The sequence below is a fragment of the Butyrivibrio sp. XPD2006 genome (assembly GCF_000420865.1).
Taxonomy (GTDB): Bacteria; Bacillota; Clostridia; order Lachnospirales; family Lachnospiraceae; genus Butyrivibrio.
On the sequence record NZ_ATVT01000008.1, the window covers coordinates 76,479 to 96,476 of the forward strand.

Annotated in this window: 19 protein-coding genes; 17 read left to right on the forward strand and 2 right to left on the reverse strand. The window is 36.7% G+C overall.

Annotated elements, in window-relative coordinates; all coding sequences use genetic code 11:
• Positions 1-4 precede the first annotated feature (4 nt).
• From G590_RS19165 to G590_RS19190, 14 genes are all read left to right on the forward strand, one after another.
• Positions 5-943, forward strand: coding sequence for a glycosyltransferase family 2 protein (locus G590_RS19165; RefSeq protein WP_022765635.1), 939 nt, complete (start codon positions 5-7; stop codon positions 941-943).
• 3 nt (positions 944-946) lie between these two features.
• Positions 947-1,924, forward strand: a complete 978-nt coding sequence (locus tag G590_RS19170; protein ID WP_022765636.1) for a glycosyltransferase family 2 protein — start codon at positions 947-949, stop codon at positions 1,922-1,924.
• Between the two features lie 2 nt (positions 1,925-1,926).
• Complete coding sequence (locus G590_RS19175; RefSeq protein ID WP_022765637.1) at positions 1,927-3,459, forward strand: lipopolysaccharide biosynthesis protein; 1,533 nt, start codon at positions 1,927-1,929, stop codon at positions 3,457-3,459.
• On the forward strand, positions 3,446-4,441 hold the full coding sequence (locus G590_RS19180; protein WP_022765638.1) for a glycosyltransferase family A protein: 996 nt from the start codon (positions 3,446-3,448) through the stop codon (positions 4,439-4,441). Before G590_RS19175 ends, G590_RS19180 begins: the two co-directional genes overlap by 14 nt.
• A 15-nt stretch (positions 4,442-4,456) precedes the next feature.
• Positions 4,457-5,572: a Coenzyme F420 hydrogenase/dehydrogenase, beta subunit C-terminal domain gene (locus G590_RS0110585; RefSeq protein WP_026494080.1), complete on the forward strand. Its 1,116-nt coding sequence runs from the start codon at positions 4,457-4,459 to the stop codon at positions 5,570-5,572.
• 8 nt (positions 5,573-5,580) lie between these two features.
• On the forward strand, positions 5,581-6,315 hold the full coding sequence (locus tag G590_RS0110590) for a CpsD/CapB family tyrosine-protein kinase (RefSeq protein ID WP_022765639.1): 735 nt from the start codon (positions 5,581-5,583) through the stop codon (positions 6,313-6,315).
• Complete coding sequence (locus G590_RS0110595) at positions 6,312-7,331, forward strand: hypothetical protein (protein ID WP_022765640.1); 1,020 nt, start codon at positions 6,312-6,314, stop codon at positions 7,329-7,331. Before G590_RS0110590 ends, G590_RS0110595 begins: the two co-directional genes overlap by 4 nt.
• On the forward strand, positions 7,328-8,023 hold the full coding sequence (locus tag G590_RS0110600; protein WP_022765641.1) for a hypothetical protein: 696 nt from the start codon (positions 7,328-7,330) through the stop codon (positions 8,021-8,023). The genes G590_RS0110595 and G590_RS0110600 overlap by 4 nt, the downstream gene beginning before the upstream one ends.
• Complete coding sequence (locus G590_RS0110605; protein ID WP_022765642.1) at positions 8,010-8,990, forward strand: glycosyltransferase family 2 protein; 981 nt, start codon at positions 8,010-8,012, stop codon at positions 8,988-8,990. The genes G590_RS0110600 and G590_RS0110605 overlap by 14 nt, the downstream gene beginning before the upstream one ends.
• A gap of 22 nt (positions 8,991-9,012) precedes the next feature.
• Entirely contained in the window at positions 9,013-10,548 is a 1,536-nt protein-coding gene (locus tag G590_RS20635; RefSeq protein ID WP_022765643.1) for a glycoside hydrolase family 5 protein, read from the forward strand.
• Between the two features lie 6 nt (positions 10,549-10,554).
• Positions 10,555-11,769: a hypothetical protein gene (locus tag G590_RS0110615; RefSeq protein WP_022765644.1), complete on the forward strand. Its 1,215-nt coding sequence runs from the start codon at positions 10,555-10,557 to the stop codon at positions 11,767-11,769.
• Positions 11,747-12,763 carry an acyltransferase family protein gene (locus G590_RS0110620; RefSeq protein ID WP_022765645.1) on the forward strand — a complete coding sequence of 339 codons (1,017 nt, stop codon included), beginning with the start codon at positions 11,747-11,749 and terminating at the stop codon, positions 12,761-12,763. Before G590_RS0110615 ends, G590_RS0110620 begins: the two co-directional genes overlap by 23 nt.
• Positions 12,733-13,863, forward strand: a complete 1,131-nt coding sequence (locus G590_RS0110625; RefSeq protein WP_155828751.1) for a glycoside hydrolase family 5 protein — start codon at positions 12,733-12,735, stop codon at positions 13,861-13,863. Before G590_RS0110620 ends, G590_RS0110625 begins: the two co-directional genes overlap by 31 nt.
• A 127-nt stretch (positions 13,864-13,990) precedes the next feature.
• Positions 13,991-14,320 carry a lasso peptide biosynthesis B2 protein gene (locus G590_RS19190; protein ID WP_196802485.1) on the forward strand — a complete coding sequence of 110 codons (330 nt, stop codon included), beginning with the start codon at positions 13,991-13,993 and terminating at the stop codon, positions 14,318-14,320.
• A gap of 27 nt (positions 14,321-14,347) precedes the next feature.
• Here G590_RS19190 and G590_RS19195 read toward each other — a convergent pair whose 3' ends face one another.
• Positions 14,348-15,346, reverse strand: a complete 999-nt coding sequence (locus G590_RS19195; protein ID WP_022765648.1) for a glycosyltransferase — start codon at positions 15,344-15,346, stop codon at positions 14,348-14,350.
• Positions 15,347-15,459: 113 nt separating this feature from the next.
• Here G590_RS19195 and G590_RS0110640 point away from each other — a divergent pair, with 113 nt between their 5' ends.
• Positions 15,460-16,353 (forward strand): hypothetical protein, encoded by an 894-nt coding sequence (locus G590_RS0110640; protein ID WP_022765649.1) that lies wholly within the window; start codon positions 15,460-15,462, stop codon positions 16,351-16,353.
• A 104-nt stretch (positions 16,354-16,457) separates the two neighbouring features.
• Positions 16,458-16,610: a hypothetical protein gene (locus G590_RS21355; RefSeq protein WP_022765650.1), complete on the forward strand. Its 153-nt coding sequence runs from the start codon at positions 16,458-16,460 to the stop codon at positions 16,608-16,610.
• Positions 16,611-16,657: 47 nt separating this feature from the next.
• Here G590_RS21355 and G590_RS0110650 read toward each other — a convergent pair whose 3' ends face one another.
• Positions 16,658-18,595: an asparagine synthase-related protein gene (locus G590_RS0110650; RefSeq protein ID WP_022765651.1), complete on the reverse strand. Its 1,938-nt coding sequence runs from the start codon at positions 18,593-18,595 to the stop codon at positions 16,658-16,660.
• A 149-nt stretch (positions 18,596-18,744) separates the two neighbouring features.
• Here G590_RS0110650 and G590_RS0110655 point away from each other — a divergent pair, with 149 nt between their 5' ends.
• The gene (locus G590_RS0110655) at positions 18,745-19,989 is read left to right on the forward strand and encodes a nucleotidyltransferase domain-containing protein (protein ID WP_022765652.1); all 1,245 of its coding nucleotides are present in this window, start codon (positions 18,745-18,747) and stop codon (positions 19,987-19,989) included.
• Positions 19,990-19,998 lie beyond the last annotated feature (9 nt).

Sequence of the window (19,998 nt, forward strand, 5' to 3'; positions counted from 1 at the left end):
AAAGATGAGTAAACCTTTAGTATCAATAATAATGCCTGTCTACAACGCACAAAAGGTTGTCGGCAGAGCAGTAGAATCAGTTTTAAATCAGACGTTAAAAGATTTTGAGCTTATTATTGTCAATGACGGATCATCGGATAGCTCAGGAGAGATCCTGAGGGAATACGCCAAAAAGGATTCCAGGATCAATTACATTGATAAAGCAAATGAGGGCGTGGCTATCACCAGAAACAGTGCCTTAGATGCTGTAAAGGGAGAGATGATCGCCTTTGTTGATGCGGATGATTATGTCAGAAAAGATTTTCTTGAACGTATGGTTTCAATCAAGAAAGATAATAATGCTCAGATGGCAGTTTGCGGGTTTGAGCGCTTTGCGACAGATACACCTGATTTAAAGACCACATATACACCAGAGATAAAAGTCTGGGACCACGGCGAAGCAATGAAAAACTGTTATGGTGTGTACGGCCTTAGAATGTCTGGAATTCTCTGGAACAAGATATATGATGCAAACCTATTTGAAGGTATCAGATTTCCTGAAAATCTTAAGAATGAGGATGAATTTGTCCTTCCAAAACTCGTTGACAAGTGCTCAAAGGTTGCTTTTACCAACGAGGTTTTCTATTACTATTTTGAAAATAGCAACAGCATAACAACTAACAATAAATACATGTCATCAACAGATATTTATAAAGTGTTTGATAACCGTCTTGAGTATTTTTCTGCAAAGGGTTCGGATTATTCTTTCTTTGTCAGACTCACTAAGAAGGAATACCTTGACAGGATAATAGCCAGATATAAGAAAACTGGATTAAAAGATCTGCGTCAGCTCTATAAAGATAAGTACAACGAGTTTAGAGACGATGTTACCGGAATAGGATATAAGATATTTAAGCTTTCACCATCCTTTTATTATTTTCTGGTAAAGATCAAGGAAAGATAAGATATGAGTGATTTAATCAGTATAATTGTGCCAATATACAAAGTGGAAGACTATCTGAGAAAATGTGTAGACAGCCTTATCAGACAAACCTACACAAATATAGAGATTCTGCTTGTTGATGACGGATCTCCGGATAATTGCCCGGCAATCTGTAATGAATGCGCAAAGGCAGATGACAGGATAAAGGTGATACATAAGCCGAACGGAGGCCTCTCTGATGCCAGAAATGCCGGTATTGAGGTGGCAAAAGGAGAATATTTTCTCTTTGTGGATTCCGATGATTACATCAATATTAACATGGTAAATACTCTTTACGAAGCAGTGAAGAAGAATTCTGCAGATGTTGCAATTTGCAGATACCAGAGTGTTAAGGATGATGAAGACATAAATATAGAAAGTATTGAAGATTATTCGGATTCATTTGTTCTTACGGACGATGAGTACTTTGAAAATCCTGTATACAGCAGCGACAGACGTACTGAATTTATCGTGGCATGGAATAAGCTCTATGCGAGAAAACTCTTTGATAATGTTAGATATCCAAAGGGAAAAGTACACGAGGATGAATTCACAACATACAAACTCTTATATGCTTCAGCTAAGACTGTTTATGTACCACATGTGCTTTATTACTATGTACAAAGAGGCGATAGCATAATGAGCGCGGGAATTGCCAAGAAGAGACTTCTGGTACTGGATGCAATTTCTGAAAGACTCTCATTTTATGAAAGCAGAAATGAAATGCGATACTGGTTGAAGGACTTTGAAAGTTTCAGAAAGTCATACCTCAGATATCTTGGCGCTGTCAAAGATTCACCGAACCTTAAAATTGAAGACTTTGATAAGTATAAAAAGATATACAGACAAAATGTTAAGAAGTACTTGAAATCAGCTGATTGCTCAGTGGCAGAACGCTTTAAAGTTCAGCTCTCTGGCCTGTTCCCATACCATTATGCACAGTTTCTAAGGAATACACACTAATAATGACTAAAGACAGCAGGACCAAGAACTCAATAAGGAATATAAAGTACAGCACCATTAACAAGGTTGTGACTATGTTTTTGTCATTGGTTGGAAGAAATATCTTTTTGCAGATTCTTCCAATCGATTATCTTGGTATCAATGGTGTATTTACTGATATCTTTGTTATGATGTCTCTGGCAGATCTTGGTCTTGCCACAGCCATGGCCTTTAGCTTTTACAAACCTTTGGCTGAAGGAGATGAGGATAAGATCACCGCTCTGGTTACATTGTACAGAAGGCTATATAACACTATAGCCCTTGTCATAACTATAGCTGGACTTGCATTGGTTCCTTTCCTGGATTATGTGATAAATACAGACTTAAATATTCCGCATCTTAGACTATATTATCTGATAGCATTGTTCAACACTGTTGTATCGTACCTGTTTGCATACAAACAGTCGCTTATATCAGCAGATCAGAAGATGCATATAATCCAGAAGTTTTCCATGTGGATGGCAATATTTAAGATTATACTCCAGACCCTGGTACTGTATCTGACTCACAGTTATACTGCTTATCTTTGCGTTGGAATTGTCAATGCAATAGCCTATAATCTGCTGGTAAATCATCAGGCTAACAAGTATTATCCGTATATTCTTAAGAGAAAACAGATTGATGATGAGGAAAAGAAAAAAATCTATTCCAATGTTGCATCTGTATTCTTATATAAGATATCGTCGGTACTTATGGATGGTACCGATAATATGCTCATATCAGTTATAGTCAATACTGCCATAGTAGGCATATATACCAACTATTTGACAGTTATCAACAGAATAACTCAGCTTGTGGGATCAGTTTTCTGGTCAATAACTGCAAGTGTTGGCAATCTTATAACTGAGGGTAATACGAAAGAGATCAGAAAAACCTTTAATCAAATGATGATATTGGGGGACTGGTTGGGAACGTACTCGGTGATCTGTATCTTTTGTCTTATACAGGAGTTTATTGGATTGTTCTTTGGGTGGCAGTATGTTTTTGACGATATTGTCCTTGTGGCAATTCTGCTTAATGTATATAACTCCATTGTGACTTACCCGGTGATCATGTTCAGAGAGGCCACAGGGTTATATAAAAAGGTCAGATGGATAATGTTTATCTGTGCAGTTGAGAACCTGGTTTTATCTATTATCCTGGGCAAGATGTTTGGAACCTTTGGGATTATACTTGCTTCGTTTATCTCAAGAATTACAACAATTTTTTGGTATGAAGCAAATTTGTTATATAAAGAAGTCTTAGGAAAAAAACAGTATGAGTATTACCTGAAGATTCTTACAAATGCAGCGACAATGCTGATTTTTGGCGCGATAACATACTTTGCCACCAGTAAACTGAATGTTACAAATCTGTTAGTTTGGTTGGTAAAAGGATGCATTTGTACTATAATTATTAACGTTTTGTATCTGATCAAGTATTTCAGAAATGATGATTTCAAAGTGATCATGAGAAAGATTGCAAAAGTTTTAGGAGTTAGAAATGCTAAAGCTTGAGGAGAAAAAGGTTTCAATAATTACTCCCTGTTATAACGGAGAGGAATTCGCCGAGAGGTTTTTCGAGAATATATTGGAACAGAGTTACAGTAACATAGAGCTGATATTTGTAAATGACGGAAGCATCGACAGAACCGAAGAGATAGCCAAGAGCTATATCGACAGGTTTGAGGAGCAGGGGAGAAAGCTCATATACATATATCAGGATAATGCCGGACAGGCAGAGGCCATGAATCAGGGGCTTAAAATCTTTACTGGTGATTATCTCATGTGGACTGATTCTGATGATATCCTTCACAAAGATAATATTATGAAGAAAGTACATTTCCTTGAGGAAAATCCGGACTGCGCATTTTGTATGTGCTACGGACAGGCTGTCCATGAAAGTGATCTCAGTACTAAGATCGATGATCTCAGAAGGGTGCCACCAACAGGTGAAGACAATTTCTTTGAGGACATAATTCTTGAGAAGAATGCCGTTTACACCCCGGGTGTATATATGGCAAGAAGCAGTGCGATTCTTGAGGCTCTTCCTGACAGGAAGATTGTGAGCTCCAGAATCGGGCAGAACTGGCAGATGCTGATGCCTCTTTCTTATGGCCGGAAATGTGGTTATATTAAGGAAATTCTATTTTCCTATGTTGTAAGAGAGGACAGCCACTCAAGACAGGAGAAGAGCCTTGATGAAGTAATTGCCAAGCTCCACAGGCACAACGATCTGATTAAAGAAGTTCTTGTTTCTATGGGACTTGAGAATTCCAAATATATGGACATGCTCAAGGATAAGCTCGTTAGGAAAGAATTTGATAACGGATATTTCTATAAAGACAAGGCTCTTATGAAAGAGAAATACAAAGAACTGAGGGACATGGGAAGAGCTTCTAAAAGGGATACCCTGATCCTGTGGTCAGGACTGTGTCCTGTAGTTGACGGAGCTTATTCAGTTTTCAAATCTGCCAAGAAGGCATATAGAAGTAGATAAAAGATAGGAAAAAAGATGATTCAGATTGTAGATAAGGCACTCTGTACAGGATGCCATGCATGTATGAATATATGCCCTCGCAGTTGTATTGAGATGAAAGAGGATGAACAGGGATTCAGATATCCTTTGGTGAACTCCTCCGACTGTATCGACTGCGGACTGTGTGAGCAGGTTTGTCACATGACAAAGAGCGATAATACATCAAAGCCCACTGCTGTATATGGAGCCAGGAATAAAGATCTGGAGGAGAGAATGAACAGTTCTTCCGGAGGAATATTTGCTCTTATGGCAAAATGGATTCTTGAGCAGGGCGGTAGTGTTTACGGTGCTGCATTTAACAGGGATTATGAAGTTGAACACATAAGAGTTACAGACAAGGCAGATCTCCACAAACTACAGACATCCAAATATGTTCAGAGTATCATAGGAAAGACATACAGTGAGGTCAGAAATGACCTGTTGCAGGATAAATATGTGTTATTTACCGGAACGCCATGTCAGATAGCTGGACTAAAAGGCTTCCTGCGTCAGGAATATGACAAGCTCTTTTGCCAGGACATCATGTGCCACGGAGTTCCATCACCAAAGCTCTGGAAAAAATATTTGGCTGAACTTAAGGCCGGCGATATAAAGAGCATAAGCTTTAGAGATAAGGCACAGGGATGGGCGGACTTCCATGTTGTTATCAGGGGAGAGAAAAAGACTGTTTCAGATGTATTTAACAAGAATACATATATGAGAGCTTTTCTGTCAGATGCAAGTCTTAGACCTTCCTGTTATAATTGCCACTATAAAAATCTTGAGTATGCAGGAGATTTTTGTCTGGGAGATTTTTGGGGAATCGAAGAGTTTTGTCCTGAGATAAACGACAATAAAGGAGTATCTCTTTTACTGATAAATACATCAAAGGGTAAAGAGCTGCTGGATAAGGTTCGGGATAACATTGAATTAAAAGATGTTCCTACTGAGGCAGCAAGAGTCAAGAATGGTGCGGCAGTAAACGGAGCTGCTATGAATGAGAAGAATACAGCTCTGTATAATAATATAGATAACATGACGGTTCATAGAATTGTTGAAAAATATATTCGCGGTTCATTTTTGAACAGGGTTAAGAACAAGTTAAAGAAATGAGGTAAGGTATGAAAGAGAGATTAAATATCTATCCTGTAAGGAATGGCATATTAAACGATGCTATCGACAGAATAGTTGTTAAGCTTCATGGACAAAAGAAAAAGTATGGTGCTAAGTCATTCCTTTTTACCGGAGCAGGTGCAAACGGTGGAACAACGACAGTAGCAATAAATACTGCTATAGCTCTTGCAGAAGCCGGTTGGAAAACAGTTTTTGTTGACTGTGACCTCCGTAAAGACCAGCAGTTCAAGAGAATAACAACTGATGAGGTAACAACACTGTCCGGTTATATTTCAGGAAAAGTTTCCGGGAGTGGCAGTATTGTTAATAAGACTGATGTTGAAAACCTTGATTATATCATTGCAGGAGATAAGTGCGAAAACCCTGTAAGGCTCCTTTCTAATTATAAGATGGAAACTTTAATGGTAGAACTCGGAGAGAAGTACGATTTTATTATTATCGATACTCCTTCTGTTGGTGTATGCAACGATGCTGAACTTCTTATTCCATTCGTTAACGCATATATGTTTGTTGTACGTATGAATGAGACAAAGAGAAGACAGCTTGTAGATGCAAGAATTGCACTCGCAGATTATGAGGACAAGTTCATCGGCATTATTGCTAACAGATTGGAACTTTTCCAGTACAAGGGTATGATAAGAGACTTTGATTATTTCTCAAACGGTTCATTGGCCAAAAAACGCAAAATGGCAATGATAAAGAAAGGAGGACAGAAAAAATGATAAAGAAAATCAGTAGAGTATTAAATGCTGTAGTTGCAATGGCTATGGCAATAGCTGTTTTTTCAGTTCCTTCCTTCGCGGTTGAAAGTACTGACCTTCCATCACAGCTTACAAATCAGGCAGACCAGCCTAATCCCGGCGCAACTTATATGAATGAACCTTTGGATAATGCTATTCCTGTAATCTATAAGTATGAAGTGGGAGGCGATGGGTATATTGTTCCCGGAGAAGAATTTACATTAAAGTTCACAGTCTACAATCCCGGTGTTGTTTCTAAAATCGGAAACATAAGGCTTGATCTGTCTCAGAGCAATAACCTTGTATATCCTAAATATGGCGCAACAAACTCCGTGTATATTGGGTACTTAAGTGCTCTTTCTTATTCAGAGGGAGAGATTACGCTGATTGCTTCCAAGGATATTTCCAGCAAGGAGCTGCCAATTAATATCTTTATGTTTTATACAGATAATTACAGTACTGCCAATCAGCAGCAGCTTGTTGCAACACTTCCGGTTTCGTCAAGCGGTAATCTGAGCCTTAGCAGTCTTGACGTGCCTTCTGCGATGCATATTGGAAAGAATAACAGACTTAGTGTTACTTATAGAAACAATGGATTGTCTCCAATAAATGATGTTGTTCTTCATTTAAACGGAGATACTATCAATGCACAGGACATCACTCTTGGGAGTATCGGAAGCAATGCTAGCGTGACAAACGACATTTATGTTGAATTCCTTAAGCTTGGACAGCAGATTGTTAAGGTGAATTTCTCATATACTGATAGCGATGGATATGTAAAAGAGACAGAGCCTGTTGATTACAGTTTTGAGGTCAAGGATTTTGAGACAACGCAGAACGATGATTATGCTGTGTATATGAGAAGGCGTAATATCATAAACAGATATATGACATTAGGCGTACTTATAGTTTGTATTATTGTTCTGATTATTGCATTTTCAATGATAAGAAAAGAAAAAAACCTCGGTAAAGTAGTAAGAGGAGGTGAAAAGAAATGAAATATACAAGGATAATAGGAAGTGAAGACATTAAAGTAAGTCTTTTAATGGTGTTTAAGAATTTTTCAAAGTGTCTTCTTACAGGACTGCTTTTCTTTGTAATTGGTATTGTGATCTCATTTGGTGGTGGAGTAGATAACTACTATAAGGCTTCTGCAAATTTATACTGCCCACTTAATGAGAATTATGCTCAGGTCACATCTGTCACACAGGTTGTTTCCGGCTATTCTTCACTGATCAAGAGTCAGAAAGTAGCAGAGAGGGCAATTTCAAGCCTTGGAAATACAAATCTCACTTACAGGCAGATACAGAATATGGTTTCATATTCACAACCTTCTAATGGTGTAAACCTTGTAATAAACGTTACTTCCAACGATGCGGATGAAGCTGTTGCTGTAGCAAATGCAGTAGCCAATGCCTTTGTAGAGGAAATCAGAATAATGACAGGAACAGACGCAGTTCAGATACTTTCTGCTGCTGATTCAGCTTTTCTGGCTGAAAATGGTTTTATTGGCTTGTGGGAGTCAAGAATAATGTTTTTCATTGCAGGAATTGTTCTGATGGCATTCTTTATATTTGTCAAAGAGCTGTTTTCAGATAAGCTCAGGAGTACTGACCAGTGTCTTTTGACAGATGATGATGTTATTTTAGGTGTTATTCCGGAAATAGAAGAGATCAATGAACAGAGATAAATTATTATCCATAATAATTCCTGCATATAACGCAGAAAAATACATTTTGCCATGCCTAAAATCCATGAAGGATCTCATAGGAGATGACCTTGAGATCCTCGTAATAAATGATGGGAGCAGAGACAATACTGAAGCTATTGTTACAGAGTATGCTGGGAGCGATAACAGAGTAAAGCTTATCTCAATTCCTAACGGGGGCGTGTCAAAGGCCAGAAATACAGGCATAGAGAATGCTCAGGGCAGATATATCATGTTTCTTGATTCGGATGACTATCTGATATCTGATGTTTTTGGTAAGCTTGAGAAGCTTATAAAGCATGAAGACTATGATTTCGCTGCTTTTTCAAGGGATATTATTGAAGAAGATGGCAGGATCTGGACTGAAGGATTTCCGTTTAAGGGAAATGAAACAGACAGAAAAGAGCAGATGGACCTTATTATGTATGCAGACTCTCTTTTCAATGAGTGTTGGGGAAAGCTTTATAAGAAATCCATTATTGATGAGTTTGGAATCAGATTTCCGGTAGGAATTCCTGTTGGCGAAGACCTTATGTTTGTTACACAGTTTTATTCTCATTGCAAAAGGCCTTATGCTGTAAATAAGTCTCTTGTAGCCTATAGGCAGCATGGAGAGAGTGCAATGAAAAAGTATGGCATAACAGACAGGCTTAAATATACACAAGATCTTTATTTGTTCTCTAAGAATTATATTCCTGAGAATATTACCGGTGAATCGATGTATCACAACTTTAAGGTTCTTACAAATTTGTGCAGGGAATATTCAAAGGACAGTATAAACAAAGATGCCATAAAGACGATTTATTCAAACGATATGGCAGTAGAGGTAATGGCACAACTTGATAGCAGTCGCGTTCCAATGTTCAGAAAACATGAGTATTTTATGATGAAACACAAAATGCTTACTGCTTCATCAATATATTATTTTTTCAAAGCAAAGGCTGATTGAGATCTGTTAGAAAGGAACAGTTATGAAGAAAAATCTCATAGCTGTAGTAGCTTATCTTCTTGGAATAATTACTGCTTTTAGTATTATGGACTACCGATATTCAATAGGTAAACGGTACTATCTGGAGGAGAATCCACTGGAAGATGAGATGTCTATAGAGCTATTATCAAAATCACCTCTCGATGATCTGGAGGAAGTATATGCACATCTCGGGCAGGGATTTAATATAGGCAATGCACTGGATGTCTGTGACTGGACTTATTTTGGCTCATCTCATAATCCCGGATTTCAGGCAGCAATAGTTTATAATACTGAGCCCTGGTCAGCTTGGGATGTTTCAGACTATGTTTCATTTAACAATAAGGGACTGGCTACAATTACCTGGAAAATGTCCGGTATAAATTCAAGTGACAGCGCTAAAGCAGATAATCTTGCGCTTCAATTAGTCAATCATAATAAAACATATGACAAGACAGATGTAACCTGTACTGTAAAAAAACTTGAGCTTAAGAAGGCTGATGGAAAGACTTATGACATATCAACAGATAATCTGAACGATTATCAGCTTACAGTTGAAGATGATGTCACAGACTATGTATATTTTGATCTTTCGCAATTTGATATAACGACATCATCTCTAAGGGATGCAACCTTAACAGCTGAGCTGGAAATATCAGATTATTTTATGGATATTGAGGGAGAAATTGCATCACTTGAGAGGTTTTGGGGAAATCCTGAAACAAATGAGGAGATGATCAAAGCAATAAAGGCCGCTGGTTTCGACACTGTCCGCGTTCCTGTCACATACTTCAATCATATCTCTGAAGGCGGAACAATTGATAAGGAGTTTCTGGATAGAGTAGAAGAGGTTGTTGACTGGGTTCTTGATAATGAGATGTACTGTATTATAGATGTCCATAATGACTCGGGAAATGCTGGATGGATAAAGGCATCTGCTGAAAACTACGAAAAAAATCATGAGATGGTAGCTTATATTTTCAGACAGATAGCTGAAAGATTTAAAGACAAAGATCATCATCTTGTATTCGAGGGTCTTAATGAGGTTGTTAATGACAAGAATCAGTGGGACAATATTCCAGCCTCAGATATAAAGATAATGAATGAATGGAATCAGCTTTTTGTTGACACAGTAAGAACTACAGGAGCTAATAATGAAGACAGATTTCTTCTTGTAAATACTTATGCAGCTCTTCCGACTGAGGAGTGCCTAAAGAATTTTGTAATTCCTTCAGATTCAGTTAATAACAGAATTCTGGTAGGTATTCATTGTTACTTTAAGTTAAAAAATATAGAGAATTCTTATGCTGTAATAAGCAAATACAGCTCTAAATATCATTTAGTGATAAGCGAGTGGGGGTATGATAAGAGTATTCCAGACAGACTATCAACTATAAAAGTATTTATGTCAGAGGCTGACAAAAGAAATATCCCAACAATATACTGGGATAACGGAAATCCGGATGTGATGGGTATTTTGAACAGAAATACCTGTGAGTGGGAGTTTGGAGATATAGTTGGAGCTATTATCGGAAAGTGATTTTTTATGTCTAATCTTGTTCAAAGTATAAAGAACGGACAATTGAATTATGCTAATAAAATTTATAATGCTGCATATATCATAATAGTAATTAAAGCTTTTTATGCTTACTCAGATATAGTTGCAGCTGTTAGGACGCAAATAGTACTTAATATATGTAATTTGTTATTACTTCTTTTGCTTGTTTATAAAATGGTATTTATGCAAAAATACAGCATCAAGCAGATCTTTATGTGCCTTATTTTAGCGGTGATAACAAGATACACTGACAGTAAGACGTATATGTTCATGATGCTGCCTGACTTTTTCTTGATAGCAGCTACGCAGGATGTTGACTTTAAGAAGACTATTGGCATTGTATACAAGATAGAAGCTGCAATAATTGGCTTACACGTGGCGTTATATCCTATTATGTATTTCTTTAACAGAAGTGCATTGCGATTCTCAATTCGAGGCGGTGAAACAGCAATTAGGCATCAGTTTATGCTTTCTCATGCCAATATCTTTTCCATGTTATTACTATGGACAATACTTGGATACATATATGTGAACTACGAGAAGCTTGATAAACTAAGAATTATAGTTTGTTGGCTGGTTTACGTTTTCTTTTATCTGTTTACTGATTCGAATTCAGGACTGATCATTTTAACGGCAATAACTATATTACTCCTACTTAAGAATACTATAGGAGATAAGATTGATGGTGTGGTGACGTTTTTGGCAAGATATCTATACCTGATTTTGTTTATTGTTTTTGATTTCATGATGGTAGTTTTTCCGTTAACTAGCGGAAAGGCCAGAGAGATATGGCTAGCAGTAGATGACTTCTTTACCGGAAGACCTAAGTATGGCGCATATGCATATTATCTGCAAGGTTTTACTCTTTTTGGACAACCTATTCATTTCCCTTCAAAAATACACTGGGAGGGTATGTGGTTCGATTCAGGAGCTTGCGATAACGCATACATGTGGATATCAGTAAGCTATGGCCTCATATACATATTTATTATAGGATTTCTGTTTTGGAAGTATGGGAAAAAGGCTACATTTGAGGAAAAACTGATCTTTATAGCTTATTCTTTATACACTATGATGGAGCTATACGTAACTTATATGTATTTTTGCTTTGGCGTAATCCTTGTAGGTAAGTATCTGTGGGAGAACAAAGAAGAAAACACAATTGGAAAGAAACTGAAGAATGCAAGAAAACAGACGAGTTGAATGGATTGACGCTGCCAGAGGTATAGGAATTATCCTGGCGATGCTGATACATACTGCCACCAGTTCGATAAGAGAAAACGATATTGGCGTATTTATACTGTATCAATTTACAATTACTGCAACTATGCCTGTAATGATGTTTCTGTCAGGGTGCAGTGTAAGCCTTAGTAGATCGCGATACTCACAGATGAATTTTAAAGATTTTGTGAAAAAGAAGAGTAAAAGCTTTCTGTTGCCGTATTTGTGTTATGCTACTATAGTGTATCTGATATTTGAGTTAACAAGTCGGCTGCCTGTAATAGGAACAGTTATGAGCCGTGTCGGATATGGCGGAATGCATCCTGTACATTTTCTTATTGGACTTTTGATCGGACAGAATGAATATTCTGTTCATGTATGGTTCTTATATTCTTTATTTGTTTATGAGATAATCAGTTATCTGGTTTTTAAGTACTCAAAAAACAATATTCCGCTTTATGTACTTGCTGTATTATTCTATTTATGCCAGTTTATTTTTAACTTATCATTTTCACTGGCGTATTTGGATGGAACAGGATATTTGATTTATTTTGCTTTTGGGGTGTTTTTTACCGACAGGATAGTAAACAAAAAGCTTGGAATAAGTACTACAGTATCATGGATCATACTATTCCTGGCATTTATGTTTTTGATAAGGTGGTATACATTACCTTATGAGATAATTAAAATACTCATACCGCTATGTGCTTGTATGGCTATTACATTTTGGAGCCAGAACATCAGTGGAAGATGCTCTGAAGTGTTGCAATGGCTTGGAAAGAGGTCTATGACTTTATATCTTTTCCAACAGCCATTCTTTGGCTCTGCATTGGGTACCTTGCTATATGGTGTCTTAGGATTCCCAGCATGGCCGACAGTATTTATAAGTTTCGTTTTATCAATAACAATGCCGTTACTAATAAGGCAAATATTTGTGAGGTATAAGTGGTTTCGAACCATGTTCAGTATCAAATGATGAGAGAGAAGAACAGAAGTATTACCAAAACAATTATATGTGCTGTACTTATGGCTGCTATTGTCATTGTATTTTGCGGTCATGTTTTTGAAGTTGAAAGCTATTCAAAGAGAAAAGCTAATTCTGAGGAGACACAGAAGCTTATTCAGGATATGGGTGTGGGTATAAATATCGGTAATACCCTGGATGCCTGTAATTGGAATGCCATGTTTACAACATCTTCAGGAAATAGTACTGAAACCAGTTGGGGCAATCCTGCCATAACTGAGCAGTATATTCAGACTCTGAAAAACAGTGGATTCAAAACAGTCAGGGTTCCCGTTACATTTATGAACCACATAGACGGAGCCGGCAATGTAGACAGGGCTTGGCTTGACAGAGTGGCTCAGGTAGTTAACGTAATCCTTGCAAGAGATATGTACTGTATTATTGATATTCATCACGATACAGGTGATGGCGGATGGATCAAAGCTACTTCAGCCAATTATGATGCCAATAAGGACAGAGTGGCCAATATGATCACTCAGATAGCAACATACTTCAGGGACTATCCGGATAAGCTGATATTAGAAGGCTTCAATGAGATGAATGATGACAAGAATCACTGGGATGGTGCTCCTGTCGCAGCGTATAAGGCTTACAATAAGTGGATCCAGCTATTTGTGGATAAAGTAAGAGAAACGGGCGGTAATAATGCAAGCAGATATCTGCTTATCAATACATATGCTGCAACATTTAAGACTAAGACTAGAAAGTGCTTTGAGCTGCCTAGAGATTCGGCCAATAACAAGCTATTGGTAGGCGTTCACAACTATACAGGTCTTGATGGTCTTGAGGAGAGCTTTGGCTATATCAACAAACTTGCAGATGAGGGATACCCAATTGTAATTGGAGAATTTGGCGCAACAGCTGCAGCATCTTTTGACAGGGCAGAATATGCTTCAAAAATGATGGCTTTGTGCAGGTCATTCGGCTATTGTCCGATCTGGTGGGATAATGGTGTCAAGGAATCCCAGAATAAGAAGGACTGCTTTATAATTATTGACAGAAAGAGCTGCGAACCAATTTACGGTAATATAATTGAGGCGCTCACCAAATAATAAGAATACATAACAGCCTATGAAACAAAACTTAAAGGATTTTTTGATCAAAAATAATGAAAAGGGATTAACCCTTAAAGTATACATTTACTCCTTTTATTACAGATTTTGCATAGATCATATCAAAATGAGTAAGATTGAAAAGAAGATGGGGGTGCGAGGAGTTGAGTCTACGAGTGAAGAGACAAGGGAGAACCTTAATTATGCTAAGCTCGTGGCATTCCATGCCAACCGTGTTACTGAGCATATGCCCTGGGAAGCGAAATGCCTTACAAGGTCTCTTACAATAGCAAGACTTCTTAAGGAAAAGGGTATAGATTCTACGATATATATGGGTGTAGCAAAAGAAAAAGGAACAATGAAAGCGCATTCCTGGATTAGATGTGGAAAAATGTATCTGACAGACCCCATCATGGATCAGTATGTACCTGTAGCAACATTCAAATATTGCAAATAAAAATAAAATCCAAATTCGGGATTATCATCACCTGAATTTGGATTTTTTTATTTTAAGAGTTATTAAAAACGGATAGATGATACATGAAAGCTTGTAAGTAAAGCCGTTAATGAGCTTCATGTATCTTGAATTCTTGCCGTTATATGACTTCAGATATTGGTTTTTACGCCAATTAGGGAAGGTTGTGACAAGTTTCTCATAATTCTTTCTTAAGGCAAATTTGCGATCCTTATGGCTTTCTATACGACACATTCGACTAAATGAGCTGCAAAGCAGGATTCTGGTATAAAGAAACTCCAGCGCATTCTTGTATTCATCGAAGAAGCCATTATTTTTATAAAAGGAGTAGATGCTGTCCAGAATATCGAAAATCTGAAGAGTTTTGAGGGTCTGGAAATTATTGATGGAAGTTGAACGCTGTACATAGTGTACAAATGGCTCGTCTACATAACTGATCTTGTGAAGATATGGCATCAGTTTACTGTAAAAGCATACATCCTCGTAGATAAGACCTACAGGAAACGTAACCTTAGTGTCAATAAGCCACGAAGTCTTGTAAATCTTGTTCCATACGACAGACCTTCCGTTCATGAGAAGTTCTTTGTTATCCGTCTCTTTAACGCCTATCTCTGTATCTTCGTAATCATCAAAGGTGTGGTGAAGATTGCATTCTACGATCTCCGAATCAGTCTCAACAGCCTTTTGATACATGACTTCATACATCTGCAGATCAACGAAGTCGTCAGAATCAACAAAACCTACATATTCCCCGTTTATGTACTGGAATGCGTGGTTTCTGGCATCGGAAAGACCGCCATTAGGCTTGTTGAACACCTTGATTCTAGAATCAAGACTGGAATATTTATTTAAAATTGAAAGTGAATTATCTGTTGAACCATCATTTACAGCAAGAATCTCAATATCTGTAAGTGTCTGATTTATCAATGAATCAAGGCATTTTTCCAGATAAGGAGCTACATTGTAAACTGGTACAATAATACTCACTTTAACATTTATGTTATCCATAGCTTAAAATTCTACAGTATTTGTATATAGAAAACAATATTTATTTACAAATTATAGAAAATAGCTTATTATCCTAAATGGCTTAAATACATTATTTTTTGAGAGGATAGAATATGCATAAGTATATTGGATACGGCCAGAAAATATTGTCGGATACTACATTTGATCAATTTATACCCGCCAATTTTGATGAAGAACCAGATCTAATCATTCATCACTACGTAGAGGATGATATAAAAGATATTCTAAAAGAACAATATCAGTTATCAATGAGAGAAAATGATATCTTTTATAGGAATCAGGTGGGCTTTTTTGAAGCAAGAGAAGGAAAAGAGATTTTCTTTGAAGAATACCCTGATCAGGATGAAGCAGAGGCAAGAGAATTTGTTATGGGAAACACCATGGCACTTCTTTTCTTTGAAAGAAATATGAATGTCATACATGGCTCGGCAGTTAGATTTAATGATAAAACCATAATCATTTCCGGTGATAGCGGAGCCGGGAAATCCACTACAGCTTCAAAATTGATAAAAGAAGGTGGAAAGCTGATATCAGATGATCAGTCAATTGTTTTCATAAAAGATGATAAAGCCTTGCTTTTACCGGGATATCCGGCTCAAAAACTCTGCGAGGATGCTTCAGAAAGAAATGAATTTAATGTTGATGATTTGATTAAAGTTGATAATACAAAGAATAAGTTTGCAATTCCGCGTATGGAAGAGTTTTATGGAGAAGTATCAAAACTTGATGCTATTTATTTCCTGTCAAAGCATAATGATGGGGATGATGTAATATTTAAAAGTATTGAAGGAGCCGATAAAGTCAATGTCATGACCATGAATCTTTTTCTGCGACCATTCTTCCAGACAACAGTCAAACTACCTCCCAAGGACATGCTTCAATGCATACGTATTGCATCTAAGGTTGATATGTACAGAGTTTCAAGAAAAAAAGAATGTAATACAGAAGAAGAAATCTTCAAGTTAATATCTGACTCTCTTCACTAAAAAGACATAAATTCCTACAATGTTGTTAGAATTCTTTTAATACAAAATTATTGTGATAGAATCAAAAATGTTAAAAACATAATTTCTTAAAGGAGGAGATAAATATGAAGACATGGGTAAATCCAGAAGTTGTTGAGCTTGAGATTTCTGCTACTGCACAGGGTGACGGACCTATTGCCATACCTGATGCTATCAGAGTTGATAACGATGGCACATGGTATTCATTCCCTAGTGGATCAAGCCAGGATGCTCAGTAATTGATAGTATTTATTAGGCTTTGAAACAAAAGAAACTGTGACACTAATTACTTGGTGTCACAGTTTTTTTGATTCTTTAAGAAAATAAAAAGTGAAAGAGCATGCAAAGACCTTAACATAATATTATTATCATCTGTATTAAAAGTGAGCTCTTTTATTTTGTCTTTATCGAGATAGTCTGATAGTCGAGCTGATGAAAGGTTATCTGAGTATTCTTTTATATTTGTAGTCGTTTGTTTTATTCGGAACATGAAGTCAGCTCCCTGGATTCCGCGCCTATACATTTGCATATGGATAAAGTCCGGAAGAATATCTTTCATGTAATATGTGATCAGTCTTCTTTCGTACATGCCATCAGAAAAACAACTAAACGGGAAGGATAGACATAATTCCATTATCCTTTTGTCCCTGGTGGGATCTCTGGAAATAATACCGTATTTTAACTCAAAGTGTGCGTTGGCAAACGAAACCTGCTGAAAACTTAAAGGATTAAACGCTGCCTGTTTGCGCTGGTGTTCGGAATGGATGAACGTTCCGCCAAGCCTTTTTCGTTTTTTAGTATATTCATCAATTAGATTGTACTTGTTGATTAGTTCTTTTTTACTGAGAGCATCAGTGTCAAAGTTTATTTGTGGCCTTTGCAGTGATGAAAACTCTTTGATTAGTGTTTTTATGAAGTGTTTTTTGCTTATATGGAATTTCGAAGAAAAAGCATTATATTGTTCAATCATTGTCTTAAAATGAATATGCTTGAATTCTTCCCACATTCTGGTGATCAGGTTTCCATAGGAAACAGTGCAGTTCCCATGCTGCCCGGTCAATAATACTTTACAACCATCCTCGGCTGCTTTTTTGTATACTTCATCCATCCAAATAGCATTTACTGAATACTTTATTGGAGCATTGAAAAAATCAACAAAACGTTCAAGCTCTGTAAGAGCAGTTTTTCCGTCACATGATAAAAAAGTAGGAATTATATTTCCAAAGAGGTTGCAAAATTTTTGAACCGGTTCTGATTCATTTTCTAATCTGATACCATTAGTATTCTGAAAGCCTTTAATTGGTATAGAAGTATAGGAATGAAGATATTCATTTTTCTCTTTTAAGAAGAGTGATGCGAGAGCAGCTACTGAGGTGGAATCAAGACCACTGCTTAAAAAACTTCCTATTTTACCATCGACATTAAGACAATCAGTGACACATTTTGAATATGTTTCCAAAAAAAGCTTTTTATATTCTTCATCATTTGCAAGTTTTAGCGTGGAAATTGAATTAACAGGATCCCAATATTTTGAAATACTGTATGATGCTTTGGAATCTGTTTTTTTAACTGTCAGGCGCTCGCTTGCAAGTAATTGATATATGTTATCATAAGGAGTAAGCCCTGGATATAAAACCATATCCGGAGTGAAATTTGATTCACAGGCTGTAATATACTTTTCTGAAATGTTGATTGTAAAGTCGGTTGCGGCTTGTATTGGCTTTATTATTGTGGAAAAGAAGATGGTATTTCCGCTTAAATAATAGTGAACACAGCGATCACCACAATGATCTACATATAAATAAAATTCATTTTTGGAAACATTATATAGTGCAATTGCAAAAACTCCCAAAATGTGATCACAAAAAGAATCTCCCCACCTGAGGTAAGAGAGGTATATTAGCATTGCATCAGGAGTTCCTTCATTTACAGAAACTCCTATAGACAGTCCTGTCTCCGCTAACTGAGTAATAAGCTCGTCTCTGTTATCCAGATAACAGTCAGCTGTGAAGAGGTTATTATTCGATTTGTCAAAATAAGGCAGAACTTCATCTCTGGACTGTTTTGTAATAAACTGAAGGCCAGTTCCAAAGGCGGCGTTTTCGTATATATATGAGCTAAATCTGTCTATCTTAAACTCTCTGTATTCTTGCTCCATTTTATCCAGCTGCTCTTTTTTAACCGACACTTTATCCAGATTGACCATTCCGTATATTGCTGACATAAATAATTACCTCATAATAAAAGCTTTTTCCGTACTAACTAAACATAATATACATATATTCTTATATCTTCAACAAAAATTTCACAAAATATGAATTGAATAAAATGTGAATTATTTGTATGATAATCTAGTTGAATTGGAGGAGTATTATGGTGGATTTATTGTTCTATCTGGCAAAATGTGCAATATACAGGATTAAACCAACTGATTTTAAGGAAAAGTTTGGACAGAAATCAATCGATTGGGACAGTTTTTTCAAACTTGCAATTGATAATAATATGATTACTCTGATTTATTCGATCATCCTGGAAATTGATAAAGAAAATAATATTTTAAATGAGCAGCAAAGAAAATCATTTGAAGTAAATGCAAAAGCCACCCTGATTCCTGAATTACAGAAATTCTACCTTGTCAGTCAGCTTGCCAAGGCTTCTGAAGAAAGAGGGATAAGATTTGTATTCTTTAAAGGAGTCGTTCTCGCAGATCTGTATCCTCAATATGTTGAAAGAGTGAGTAGTGATAGTGATATCTATGTGCTGGATAAGTATAGAGAGTCTGCTGAAGAAATCCTTAGGGAGTTTGGCTATATAATAGATCCTGCTGATTCTAAGGAAAACGTAAAGGTTTATATTCATAAGAACCCAAAACATATGGTTGAGCTCCATACAAAGCTTTGGGAGGATTATAAGGGACCGAGAATTGACATACTTGCCGGTCTTGGACTGACTGATGAAATAATACGTATAGAAGCTTGTAATATTCCTTTATATACACTTAATCACGAGAATCACCTTATCTATCAGCTATTCCATATAATCAAGCATTTTTCACTGGAAGGTATCGGAGCAAGGTATCTGGTTGATATAACTCTTTTCATTAACCGTTATATTGACCAAATCGATATTGACGAATTTTGGAAGAAGATAGATAAACTTGGATATACAAAATTTGCAGAAGTATTCTTTTCAATTTGTATGCGCAGTCTTAGTATGGATACTCGTATTATGGTAGGGCATAGAAGACTGCCTGATGATCTTGTGGACGTCCTTATGACTGACTTGTTCCATGTTGGAAGTGCCAGGGATAAGGAAGCAAGGTGGCAGATAATGGGAGCCATGGAAGCGTATTTCACCGGTGAAGAGAAAGTCTCAAAGACTAAACTTGGAAAAAAGATACGAATGGCTTTTCCATCAGCCAAAGCGATGCCTAAAGTGTATTCATATGCAAGAAAGTATCCAATCTTACTTCCGATTGCCTGGATACATAGAGACTTTAAATTTCTTTTGAAAAAAATCGTACATAGAAATGATTTTTATGGAGTTGGTGAAAAGATTGAAGTAGGTGAAAGACGACTGTCTCTCTTGGAAGAGTTTGGGCTTATTGATGAAGAATAAAAAAAGGCA